At 68.5% G+C, this 12,476-nt stretch carries 8 protein-coding genes; 5 read left to right on the top strand and 3 right to left on the bottom strand.

The annotated features are described in order from the left end of the window. Positions 1–7: 7 nt before the first annotated feature. The 3 genes from AB0J04_RS34850 to AB0J04_RS34840 form a co-directional block, all read right to left on the bottom strand. Entirely contained in the window at positions 8–379 is a 372-nt protein-coding gene (locus AB0J04_RS34850) for a hypothetical protein (protein ID WP_363172613.1), read from the bottom strand. A 107-nt stretch (positions 380–486) separates the two neighbouring features. Further along, positions 487–3,198, bottom strand: coding sequence for a cellulose binding domain-containing protein (locus AB0J04_RS34845; protein WP_363172612.1), 2,712 nt, complete (start codon positions 3,196–3,198; stop codon positions 487–489). Positions 3,199–3,518: 320 nt separating this feature from the next. Next, a complete protein-coding gene (locus AB0J04_RS34840) occupies positions 3,519–6,434 on the bottom strand; it encodes a glycoside hydrolase family 48 protein (RefSeq protein ID WP_363172611.1) in 2,916 nt (971 codons plus the stop codon). 265 nt (positions 6,435–6,699) lie between these two features. On the opposite strand from AB0J04_RS34840, the gene AB0J04_RS34835 reads away from it, so the two are divergent. From AB0J04_RS34835 to AB0J04_RS34815, 5 genes are all read left to right on the top strand, one after another. After that, on the top strand, positions 6,700–8,247 hold the full coding sequence (locus AB0J04_RS34835) for a cellulase family glycosylhydrolase (protein ID WP_363172610.1): 1,548 nt from the start codon (positions 6,700–6,702) through the stop codon (positions 8,245–8,247). A gap of 252 nt (positions 8,248–8,499) precedes the next feature. After that, a complete protein-coding gene (locus AB0J04_RS34830; protein WP_363172609.1) occupies positions 8,500–10,221 on the top strand; it encodes a glycoside hydrolase family 6 protein in 1,722 nt (573 codons plus the stop codon). Between the two features lie 247 nt (positions 10,222–10,468). Further along, on the top strand, positions 10,469–11,449 hold the full coding sequence (locus AB0J04_RS34825) for a class I SAM-dependent methyltransferase (RefSeq protein WP_363172608.1): 981 nt from the start codon (positions 10,469–10,471) through the stop codon (positions 11,447–11,449). A 7-nt stretch (positions 11,450–11,456) separates the two neighbouring features. Beyond that, positions 11,457–11,591: a hypothetical protein gene (locus AB0J04_RS34820; protein WP_363172607.1), complete on the top strand. Its 135-nt coding sequence runs from the start codon at positions 11,457–11,459 to the stop codon at positions 11,589–11,591. A 110-nt stretch (positions 11,592–11,701) separates the two neighbouring features. After that, on the top strand, positions 11,702–12,421 hold the full coding sequence (locus AB0J04_RS34815) for an SDR family oxidoreductase (protein ID WP_363172606.1): 720 nt from the start codon (positions 11,702–11,704) through the stop codon (positions 12,419–12,421). The last annotated feature ends 55 nt before the right edge of the window (positions 12,422–12,476 follow it).

Here is a 12,476-nt window from a genome sequence, read left to right as displayed (position 1 = left end):
CGGCAGATCAGTTCAGGGCCTGGGGCACGTGCCCGTAGAACTGGATGGCGGGCCAACCGCGAGAGGTGATCAGCTCGTTGATGGCGTTGGCGACATCCAGCGCGGTGACCTTCTGTGCCGTGGGCGAGTGCATGAAGTCGATTTTGAAGGTCATGGCGATGCTCCCGTCCTCCGGGCCGGGCGGGGTGACCCCACCGAACGGGATGTTCCAGCCCCAGTCCGGGTCCGTCTCCGTCTCGGAGGCCTGCTCGGCGACGCCGCTCCCCGCGGCCGCGGCCGAGGTCTCGGCCTCGGCCTGGGCCGGGCCGGCGGACGCGAGGACCGCGCCTGCCGCGGCCGAACTCGAATAGCCCAACAGGGCACGTCTGGACACTCCCATGTTCCCCTCCAAGCTCTCCCGCCCCCTGGGTGGAGGCAGGATCGATCGTATGAGCGAGAACTCGGTCGTGGCGCTGAACGAAATCATCCGGTTGACCGGGGCCGGGTTCAACTCACCGTGCAGCTCTGATCACCCAGTTTGAACGCCGTCGGTTTCGCGTTCGTGCCCGACCAACTGCCCGTGAAGCCGAAGCTCACGGACGAGCCGGCCGCCACGTCGGCGTTCCAGCCGATGTTCTTCGCCGTCACCGTCGAACCCGACTGTGTGTAGTCGGCGTTCCAGAGCTGGGAGACGGTCTGGCCGTTCGGGAAGGCCCAGTTGAGGCTCCAGCCGGACCATGCGCTCGTGCCGGTGTTGGCGAGTCTCACATCCGCCTGGAAGCCGCCGGACCACTGGTTGGTGATCGCGTACGTCACCGCGCAGGCACCGGTCGGAGTCGGGTCGGTGGGGTCGGTGGGGTCGGTGGGGTCGGTGGGGTCGGTGGGATCCGCAGGGTCCGTCGGATCCGTGCCCCCGCCCCCGCCGCTCGTGTCGGAGGTGTCCCCGTAGACGACGCCCCGGCCGTTCGTCGAGACGTAGACGCGCCCGTACACCCTCGGGTCGCCCGTGATCGCCCCTCCCGTCCAACCCCACTGGTGGGCATCGTCGTTGACGCGGGTCCACGTCACGCCCTTGTCCGTGGAGCGGAAGATCCCGCGGACGCCGGCGACCTTCGCGCTGGTGTACAGCGTCTGGTACGAGGCGCCCGCCGCCGCCTTCCCGAAGCCGATCGTGTCTGCCTGCTCGACGGTCGACAGCTTCGCGAAGGTCGCGCCGGAGTCGGTGGAGTGCCACAGCCCGTACGCCCCGTCACTCGCCCCGCCGGCCAGCCAGACGTCGCCCTTGGTGCCCGGCAGCGCCTTGAAACGCACGCTGTCCCCGGCGGGCAGGCCGGTCGCCGCGGACACGGTGAAGGTCGCCCCACCGTCCGAACTCACATAGAACTTGCCCGACTTGAAGCCGTAGAAGACCTTGGGGTCGACCCGGTCCGACTCCACGATCGCGCCGGACGGGATCCCGCTCGACGCCTGCCACGAGGTTCCGAAACCGGTTGTGTACTGCACGCCGGTGCCCGCCGGGCTCCACACGAAGCGGCTGCCGTCCGCCGCCGCGGCGACCGTCCCACCGCCGCTGACGCCCGAAGGGTCCGACCCCGCCCACCAGTTGGCGCCGTTGTCCGTCGAGAACGCCACATGCGGCCCGGAGTCCAGATTGCCGACCCGGACCACCGTGTTCGGGTTCGTCTCGGCGTAGTCCAGGCTCGTCGTGGACGTGAAGTTCGGCGAGGTGAACATCATCGACGGCACCTTCGTCAGGTCCGTGTGGCGGAAGCCGCCGATGTCCCCCAGCGCGCTGAGCAGCGGGGCGCCGGACGGGGGAGCGGCGATGTCGAGGACCGCCGTCTCCTCGAGCCCCTGCACCATCGGCTTGATCGTGAACTGGCCGCCGCTGTCCCAGTCGGCCAGGTTCTCCGTCCCGTAGATCGTCGCGCCCGTCCCGTACATCATCCGGCTGGAGTTGAACGGGTCGATCTCCAATGCCTCGGTCATCCAGCCGAGTTTGGGCGTCTGCTCGGGAGGCGAGGGATTCGCGCCCCAGGTCAGCCAGGGCGACGAGGAGACGTCCATCGTGTACCGGTTCGCACGGTTGGGATACGACGTGTAGTCCCACGCCTTCGTCCAGGCGCCGCCGCTGTCCGTCGAGCGGAAGATCTGGGTGTCCGGCCACCAGGAGCTGTACGCGGTGGCCATGACGGTGCCCGGCTTCTGACGGTCCACCGTCAGCCCGCTGAAGCCGTAGTACGTGTCGGCCTCCGCCACCGGGCTGATGTCCGTCCAGGTCCCGGTCGCCGTCGCATACCGCCACAGCCGGCCCTTGCCGCCGTCGTACGGCCCGCCCTTGTCGCTGTATGCGATATACAGATAGCCGTTGACGGTATCCAGTACACCCTTGTGCGCCAGCTGGCCCGTCGGCTGCCCGGCCACCCGCGTCCAGGTCGCGCCGGCGTCCGCCGAGCGGTACACCGCGTTGTCCTTGTCCGCCACCCCGACGTAGATCGTCTTCGTCGCGTTGCCGGACGTCCCCGTGGACTCGTCGAAGGTGACCCAGACGATCCCCTGGTTGTCGGAGGCGTATCCGCTGGTGTCCGTCGGATCCTGCTGGTAGTTGCCGACGTTGGGGAAGTTCGTCACCTGTGCCCAGGTGACGCCCGAGTCCGTCGACCGCCACAGCCCCTTGCCGCTCGGCGCGCCCAGATACAGCACGCTGTTCCTGTTCGGGTCGACCGCGAGGCGTTCACCCATGCCCCGGCCGGGCATGTTGCCGCCCAGCTTGAACGGCAGGTTCGTCTTCTGCCAGCTCGCGCCCCGGTCGGCGGAGCGCAGCACGGCCCCGTTCCCCGGGTCCCAGCTGTTGGTGTACGTGCCGACCGCCGCGTACACCCTGTTCGGATCGGCGGAGTCGGAGGCCAGGCTCACCACGCCGGTGTGCCCCCAGTCCGCCCAGCCGACCGGGTCCAGCAGCGGCGTCCAGGTCTTGCTCGACTCCTGCCAGCGGTACGCGCCGCCGATGTCGGTGCGCGCGTAGGCGAGATTCTTCTCCTTGCGGTTGAAGACGATGCCCGGCACGAAGCCGCCGCCGTCGATCCGGACGTTCTTCCAGGCGTACGACTCTGCGGCCGGTGTCGCCTCGGGGCTGTCCGTCGCCAGCGCGGGCGGGCCGCCCGCGATCAGGCCGGCGGCGAGCGCCAGTACGGCCGTGAGGATGCGGGTTCTTCGCACGGTGGGGGTCCTTCCTCGCGAAGCCATGTGGGAGGAGATCTGTGCGGGAGGAAACGGTGCGGGAGGGAGATCGGTGCCGGGAGCGCGGGGGAGTGCGCGGGACACGGGGACGTGCGACTGCCGGGCGGCCCCCTGTGCGGGTGGGGGCCGCCCGGCCGGGCCCCGTCGTCAGGTGACGGGACCGCGTACACGGAGCTTCGGGCGACTCCGCGAAAGAGCGGTACGGTACCGCGCCCCTTCAGGGGCGCGGGGAACTGCGCGACCAGCCACACACGGTCCGCAGACATGAACCGCCCGACCCGCGGAGTGCCCGGCGGGGGCTATTCGAGTAGCTCCGCGTACGAGCCCATGGCCAGGGCGATGTCCGCCTGGGCCCAGAAACGGTGGTACGTGAACATGGGCGCGGCTCCGCCCGCGAGATAGCTCTCGATCTTCGACCAGGCCGGGTCGCTCTCGTAGAACGAGCGCAGCGAGGCGAAGGTCGAGGAGGAGTTGATCGTGTCGCCGTTCGGCATCGTGCCGCTCCAGCCGCTCGGGACGTACACGCCGTCGTCGAAGCGGTTGTAGTCGGCGCGGGTCTCGGGGACCGCGATGCCGAGGGCGTCCTGGTTATTGGTCCACATGCCGTCCAGGAGCGCCTTGGCGGTCGTCTTCGCCTCCGTGTCACCGGACTTGGCGGCGTAGTACGTCAGGGTCTTGGCGTACGCGGCGGCCACGCCGACGTCGTTGGTGTAGTCGGCGACGGTGACGTGAAGTCCCGTGTTAGCGCCGGGACTTGACGCGTTCCAGGTGTCGGGCTGACCCGACCACTGGAGGGTGGAGGGGATCCGGAAGGTGCCGTCCGGGTTGATCGTGGTCTTGGACAGCGCCCAGTCGACCCACTTGTCGAGGACCGCCTTGGCGCTCGCGTTCCCCGTCTGCTGGTAGTACTCGGCGACCCGCTCCATCGACCACGCCTGGAAGCCGAACCACTGGTTGGACGGCGGGTCGTGGTAGACGGGCTGCTGGTCGTAGTACATGCCGTAGAAGGTCGACGTACCGGTCGGGGGAGTCGCGTAGCGGCCCGCCCAACTGTTGGTCGCGCCGCCCGCGATGGCGCCCTCGCTGGACTGCAGCCAGCGGTAGAACTCCAGCTGACGGCCGAGCGACTTTGCCCAATCCGCCTGTCCTGTCGTCGACTTGGGCTTCAGGTCGGCGTAACTGCTGAGGGCGTAGGCGGCCAGGGGGTTCTGATAGCCGCCGTGGGTGTGACTGGAGCCGATGCGCCAGGCCCAGCCCGCACTGGTGTCCGTGGCCCCGCCCCAGGCGTAGTACCAGGACATCAGATAGTGCGAGGCGTCCTTGCCGGTGCCGGCCGCGCAGGCGGTCGGTCCGACACAGTTGCCGATCTTCTTGAAGTACTTGTCGTACATCGAGTAGCGCAGGTAGTCGCCCATCTTCGCGGCCTTGCCGACGGTCGCGGAAACGTCACTGCCCTTGCCCTGCGCCTTGGCCCAGACGTCCGCCCAGTACGCGGCCTGCACGGCCCGCGCGTCGGCGTCCGGGGCGTTGGTGAACTTCCATTGCTTGGCGTAGGAGGCGTCACCGGTGAACAGGTCCAGATAGCCGTTCGTGCCGCCGTACTTGAAGGCGTCGCAGGTCGGCTGCGGCACCGTCTCCCACACCGATTCCTGCGCGCCGCGCTGGAAGGTGTTGATGTACGAAGGCCCGGTGTCCGTCGGACCTGCCTCGCACTTGCCCGGCGCGTTGCCGTAGCCGTAGGTGTTGTCGACGTCCTGGAGCCAGTGCATACCGTAGACGTCGTCCGTACCGTATGCAGTCTTCAGTTCACCGGCTATCGGATCCGATCCGACCGACACACCGGTGTCCAGCCTCGCCGGATACTCGTTCGGAGTGTCCAGCTCGGGCGCGTACGTCGCCGGCTTGGAGGCGTTGTAGAAGGAGTTGGTCGGCTGGTCGGCGTGGGTGGGGATCATGAACTTCTCCATGATGTCCCAGGCGCCGTTGAACTTGGTCCAGTCGCCGGTGATCTTCCCGTACATGGCCTGCAGCCAGAGAAGGTAGCTGTAGGCCTCCGACGTGGTCTCGTGGCCCTGGTCCGGGGCCTCGACGATCAGCGTCTCGACCGAGTGGTAGGGGATGCCCTCGGGGGAGAAGTAACCGTTTGCCGGGTTGGTGATCTTGCCGTACAGCTCGAGGAACCGGGCGTCGTACGCCTTTGCGCCCGCGATCTCGGTGGCCGTGACCGAGGCTTTCGCATGCCCGGTGGCCGTCGACTCGAAGGTCGCGGCGCCCGTGCCGGAGGCGTCGGCGGTGATGGTCACGTTCTGGGCGGCGGACCAGTTCGACGGTGTGAAGGTGAGGCTCGCGCCGCCGGTCACCGTCAGCCCCGTGTTACCGGAGGTGCGGGCGGTCGTGACGGTCACATTCGCCGACGGCTGGGTCGACAGCTTCAGTGAGTAGGTGCCCGACTTGCCCTGCTGCACGGCCAGTTGGTTCGCGGAGGCGACCACGGCCGGTCCCGAGGCGACCGTGATGCCGACCGGTGTCGACGACGCCGACGCGCCCAGGCTGTCGTAGGCCTTGGCGACCAGGGAGTGGCTGCCCACGGACAATCCAGGAGCGGACAGGGAGTACGGCGAGCTCGTGTCCGTGCCCAGCAGGGCCGTGTCGTCGTAGAACTCGATCTTGGTGATCGTCGCGCTGTCGGCGGCCGCGGCGGTCGCCGCGAGCGGCACCGCGTCCCCTTGCGTGTAGACGGCGCCCGAGGCCGGGCTGGTCAGCACGGTGACCGGCGGCTGATGTGCTCCGACGCAGGCGGTGCCGTTGATCGCGAAGCTCGTGGGCGCGGCGTTCGTCCCGCTGTAGGTGAACTGCGCGCCGGTGTTGACCGCCGCGCCGACCGCGATCGTCCCGTTGTAGGTGGCGTTGTTCACCGTGATCTGCTGACCGGACTGCGACCAGCTGCCGTTCCAGCCGTTCGTCAGCTTCTGGTTGCCCGCGTAGGAATACGTCAGGGCCCAGCCGCTGATCGGGTCGGTGCCCCGGTTGGTGAGGGTCAGATCCGCGGTGAACCCGGAGCCCCAGTCGTTGGTCTTGTAGTCCACGCTGCACTGAAGTGCGGCTGCCTGTGCGGGAGTTGAACTCGAGCTCAGCATGGCGAGGGGAAGCGCGAGGGCCGCCACGACGGCGGTCCACAGGCGCCGCGCCCCGCGGCGTCTGCGTGAGGGATCCATGGTGCTGGTTCCTCCTTGCGGCTCGGAGAAGGGGGGGGAGGAGCAACAAGCCTTGAACCAGTGGGAGCGCTCCCATAGTGAGGACGGGGGTGAACGCGGTCAAGGTGCTTGAAGAGTCGAAAAGATTCGACGTCAGAAGTTGAGGGAAAGTCAGCGACTCCCCTGTTCTTTGCCAGCGCTTGGCGCTAGCTTCGAGACACCAGTGGGAGCGGTTCCATCAGTCGACGCGTCCGCCACGACGCGCCTGAGCTGCAAGGAGTCGCTCATGCGACACCCCCCGCGTTCAATTTTTTTAGCCGTCGCCGGCACGGTCGCCCTCGTCGCGGGCGCCCTGTTACCGGTCGTTGCGGCGCAGGGAGCCACGCCCGCGTGCACGGTGGAGTACTCCGTCACCAGCCAGTGGGACGCCGGCTTCCAGGGTGCCGTGAGGATCACCAACAACGCGGCGGCCGTGAGCAGTTGGAGCCTTGCCTTCGACTTCGCGAACGGTCAGAAGGCCACCCAGGGCTGGAACGGCAAGTGGTCCCAGTCCGGCACGACCGTCACCGCCGTGAACGAGAGCTGGAACGGCTCCCTGGGCACCGGCGCGAGCGTCAACGCGGGTTTCATCGCCTCGAAGTCGGGGGCGAACACCGTACCGACGACGTTCAAGCTCAACGGCACGACCTGCAACGTCGACACGGAACCGACCCCCACCCCCACCTCTACACCGACCCCCACGGCCACCCCCACCCCCACCCCCACAGCCACCCCCACTCCGACCGCGCCGCCGTCGACCGACCCGCCGGACACCGGTGACCAGCCGCCCGTGCTGCACGTCTTGGGCAACAAGCTCGTGGACGCCGACGGACAGACCCGCCGCCTGCTCGGCGTGAACCGCTCGGGCGGCGAGTTCATGTGCGTACAGGGGCGCGGCATCTGGGACGGACCCGTCGACGACGCCGCCGTCCAGGCGATCGCCGACTGGAACGTCAACACCGTCCGCATCCCGCTCAACGAAGAGTGCTGGCTGGGTCTCTCGAACATCAACTCCGCCTACGGCGGCTCCAATTACGTCAACGCTGTCAAGGACCTGGTGGCCCGCGTCAAGGCACACGGCATGACGCCGGTCGTCGAACTGCACTGGAACTACGGCCAGTACACGGGAAACTCGGCCGGCTGCTCCGACGTGCACGCCAGCTGTCAGAAGCCGATGCCCGACATGCAGTACACCCCGTCGTTCTGGACCTCGGTGGCCAACACCTTCAAGAACGACCAGACCGTCGTGTTCGACCTTTTCAACGAGCCCTATCCGGACCGCGCCACCTCGACGATCACCCAGGCGTGGCAGTGCTGGCGGGACGGCGGCACCTGCCCCGGCATCGGGTATGAGGTCGCCGGTATGCAGGATCTCGTCGACTCCATACGGTCCACCGGCGCCAAGAACGTGATCCTGGCCGGCGGGCTCGCGTACTCGAACGACCTCGGCCAGTGGCTGACGTACAAGCCGACCGACCCGACCGGCAATCTCGCCGCCGCGTACCACGTCTACAACTTCAACAGCTGCGCCGACGAAAGCTGCTGGAACTCCACACTCGCCCCGGTCGCGGCCCAAGTACCGCTCGTGGCGGGGGAGATCGGTGAGAACACCTGCTCACACGGTTTCGTCGACCAGGTCATGAAGTGGTTCGACGACCGCGGCCTGTCCTACCTGGGCTGGACCTGGAACACCTGGGACTGTTCCACCGGTCCGTCCCTGATCTCGGGCTACGACGGGACGCCCACGGCATACGGCACGGGCCTGCGCGACCACCTGCGCGCACTCGACGGATAGGCGCCACCGGCGGGACGTACCGGTAGGCCCCTCGGCGGACCCACCGGCCGGGAGCGGCCGGCCACCCGCGGATCCACCGAACAGAGCCACCGAACAGAGCTACCGAACAGAGCTACCGAACAGAGCCAGAGAACTGGACCAGTTCTCTGGACCAGAGAACTGGACCAGAGAACTGGACCAGAGAACAGAAACCGCGAACGGAACCAACGAAGGAACGGACAGCACCCTCAACCAAGAAGGAAACCCGCACTCATGAGCCGTAGCAGAACAGCGGTACTCGCCGCGTTGGCGCTGGTCGCCGGCGCCTCCGGGACGGCGCTCGCGGTCGTCCCCGGCGATTCGAGCATCGCCGCCATCCCGTGCACCGTCGCCTACCAGGTGCAGAACCAGTGGAGCACCGGCTTCACCGCCGCAGTCACCGTGACCAACAACTCAGCTGCCAAGTCGAGTTGGTCGGTGAAGTGGGCGTACGCCGGCAATCAGGCGGTCACCAACGGCTGGAACGCGAAGATCACCCAGTCCGGTACGGCGGTCACCGCAAACAACGAGACCTACAACGGCACGCTGGCGACCGGCGGTTCGGTCAGCTTCGGGTTCCAGGCCTCGTACAGCGGCACCAACGCGATCCCGACCACCTTCACGCTCGACGGTGTGACCTGCAACGTCGACAGCGGCACCGGCGGACCCACCGACCCGGGCCCGACCGACCCCGGCACTCCGTCCACCAAGGTCGACAACCCCTACGCCGGCGCCAAGGTGTACGTGAACCCCGAGTGGTCGGCGAAGGCCGCGGCCGAGACGGGCGGCAGCCGCATCTCCAACCAGCCCACCGGTGTCTGGCTCGACCGCATCGCCGCCATCAACGGCGTGAACGGCGGCATGGGTCTGCGCGCCCACCTGGACGCGGCCCTCGCCCAGAAGGGCAGCGGCGAGGAAGTCGTCCAGCTGGTCGTCTACGACCTTCCCGGGCGGGACTGCGCGGCCCTCGCCTCCAACGGCGAACTCGGCCCGACGGAGATCGACAAGTACAAGACGCAGTTCGTCGACCCGATCGCGACGATCCTCGCCGACAGCAAGTACGCCGGCCTGCGCATCGTCACGACCATCGAGATCGACTCGCTGCCGAACCTCGTCACCAACACCGGCAGTCGGCCCACCGCCACGGCGGCCTGCGACACCATGAAGGCCAACGGCAACTACGTGAAGGGCGTCGGCTACGCGCTGGACAAGCTCGGCGCGATCCCCAACGTCTACAACTACATCGACGCCGGTCACCACGGCTGGCTCGGCTGGGACGACAACTTCGCCCCCTCCGCCCAGCTCTTCTACCAGGCCGCCACCGCCGAGGGCGCGACCGTCGACGACGTGCACGGCTTCATCACCAACACGGCGAACTACAGCGCCCTGAAGGAGAACAACTTCACCATCAACGACTCCGTGGCCGGCAAGTCGGTCCGCGAGTCCAAGTGGGTGGACTGGAACCGTTACGTCGACGAGCTGTCGTACGCCCAGGCCTTCCGCAACCAGCTGGTCTCGAGCGGCTTCAGGTCGAACATCGGCATGCTGATCGACACCTCCCGCAACGGCTGGGGCGGCACCGCCCGGCCCGCCGGTCCGGGTGCGACGACCAGCGTGGACACCTATGTCGACGGCGGCCGTTACGACCGGCGCATCCACATCGGCAACTGGTGCAACCAGTCCGGCGCGGGCCTCGGCGAGCGCCCGCAGGCCGCACCGGCCACCGGGATCGACGCGTACGTGTGGATGAAGCCGCCGGGCGAGTCCGACGGTTCCAGCTCCGCCATCGCGAACGACGAGGGCAAGGGCTTCGACCGGATGTGCGACCCCACGTACACGGGCAACCCGCGCAACGGCAACAACATGTCCGGCTCGCTCGCGAACGCCCCGCTGTCCGGACACTGGTTCTCGGCCCAGTTCCAGCAGCTGATGCAGAACGCGTACCCGCCGCTGTAGGCCGGTCAGCCGATCCGCACGACGGTGAGGTGAAGGTGAAGTGACGGTGATCCGCCGGGGTCGGTCGGCTCTTTCGGGCCGGACCTCGGCGGATCGCTCGTTCCGCCGCCGAGCGGTTCCCGTTCCTCGGCCTCGGCGAATCGGCTTGCTGTCCGCATCCTGATTTTTGCTGTCCCGGCAACATGAGTGGCCCTCGGGCGGTGCGTCGGCGCACGCTGACAGCACACCGGACGAGAGGCTGAACACCATGGCTCACCACCCACACGAATCGCACGGCGACCAGCACACCCACGGACAGAACCACGGACAGAAGCAGGGCCATGACCAGGGCCATGACCAGGGCCGTGCGCACGGTCAGAATCACGGCCATGCGCACGGTCACGGCACCGACATCGACTGGGCCGAGATGGCCCCGCACCTGGAAGCGCAGGCCGAACTGTTCACGCCCCTGTACGAGCGGGCCCTGTCCTGGCTCGGCAAGGAGGTGACCGAGCCGGGGCTGATCGTGGACCTCGGCAGTGGTCCCGGGGTCGTCTCCTGTCTGTTCGCCGAGACGTTCTCCGGTGCGCGGGTCATGGCGGTCGACGGTTCCGGGCCGTTGCTGGAGCGCGCGCGGCAGCGTGCCGACCGGCTCGGGTACGGCGACCGCTTCGGCACCCTGACCGGTGAACTCCCCGGTGTGCTCGACGAGTTGGAGTACCCGGCCGATCTGCTGTGGGCCGGCCGCAGCCTGCATCACCTGGGCGACCAGCGTGCCGCCCTGACGGCCTTCGCGGAGCGGCTCGCGCCCGGCGGAACGCTGGCGATCATGGAGGGCGGACTGCCGCCCCGGTTCCTGCCACGCGACCTCGGCTTCGGACGGCCCGGCCTGGAGGCGCGGCTCGACGCGCTACAGGAGGAGTGGTTCGCGCGGATGCGGGCCGAACTGCCCGGATCCGTCGCCGAGACCGAGGACTGGGCGGCTCTGCTCGGCGCGGCCGGCCTGAAACACTCCCGCACCCGCAGCTTCCTCCTCGACCTGCCGGCCCCCGCCTCCGACCGGGCCCGCGACTACATCGCCGTGTCCCTGTCCCGGCTGCGGGACGGCTTCGGCGACACCCTGGACGCCGACGACCGCGCCACGCTGGACCGGCTGCTCGACCCGCAGGACGAGGCGGGCGTGCACCGCAGGGCGGACATGTTCGTGCTGGCGGCGCACACGGTGCACACGGCCGTGAAACCGGTTTAGCAACAGCGTGCATGACTCGGTGCTGGTGCTGGTGCTGGTGCTGGTGCTGGTGCTGGTGCTGGTGCTGGTGCTGGTCCTGGTCCTGGTCCTGGTCCTGATCTTGGTCCCGGTCCTGGGGCCAAGGCCGCCTGGCGAGGCTTGACTTGGAGAACGCTCCAAGTGATGAACTGCGTGCCGCGCCACTCACCTCGGGTGAGACGACGCAGGTAACGGGCAACGCAGGTATCGCTGGCAACGCTATGGGGGCACGCCATGACCAACTCTTCCGGCGCACCGGATTCTCCGGTCGCATTGATCACCGGCGGCGGCAGCGGAATCGGTGCCGCTGTCGCGCGGCAGCTGCTGGACGCGGGGTACCGGGTCACCGTCACCGGGCGCGGAGAGGAGCGGCTGCGCGCCTTCGCCGTGGAACTCGGTGAGCCGGAGGGGCTGCTGACGGTTGCCGGGAACGCCGCCGACTACGACTGCATACAGTCGGCGGTCGACCGTACGCTCAAGGAATACGGTCGACTGGATACGGTCGTCGCCAACGCGGGGACCGCCACCCACGACTCGGTCGCCGAGGGCGACCCGTCCGGCTGGACCGACATGGTGCTGACGAACGTCCTCGGCCCCGCACTGCTCATCCGGGCGTCGATCGACGCGCTGAAGGAGACCCGCGGACGGATCGTGCTGATCGGCAGTGTGGCCGGCTTCGTGCCCACCCCGGGCAACATCTACGGGGCGACGAAGTGGGCGGTGACCGGTCTCGCGGAGAACACCCGCCGCCAGGTCACCGAGTGGGGCGTCGGCGTGACGCTGATCGCGCCCGGCCGGGTGGAGACCCCGTTCTGGGACAGCTACGGCAGCCTGCCGCCCGGGCAGTTGCTGACCGCCGACCAGATCGCGGACTCCGTCGTGTGGGCGATCCGGCAGCCTGCGGGCGTCGACGTCAACACCGTCGTCGTCCGGCCGATCGGGCAGCCCAACTGACGAGGCGACGAACCCCTGTGACGCGTGGAGGGCACCCCCGACCGGGGGTGCCCTC

Origin of the sequence: Streptomyces sp. NPDC050263 (assembly GCF_040655955.1) — a bacterium.
Taxonomy (GTDB): Bacteria; Actinomycetota; Actinomycetes; order Streptomycetales; family Streptomycetaceae; genus Streptomyces.
Note: the sequence above shows the minus strand (reverse complement) of the source record. Positions and strands in the feature narration are given on the sequence as shown.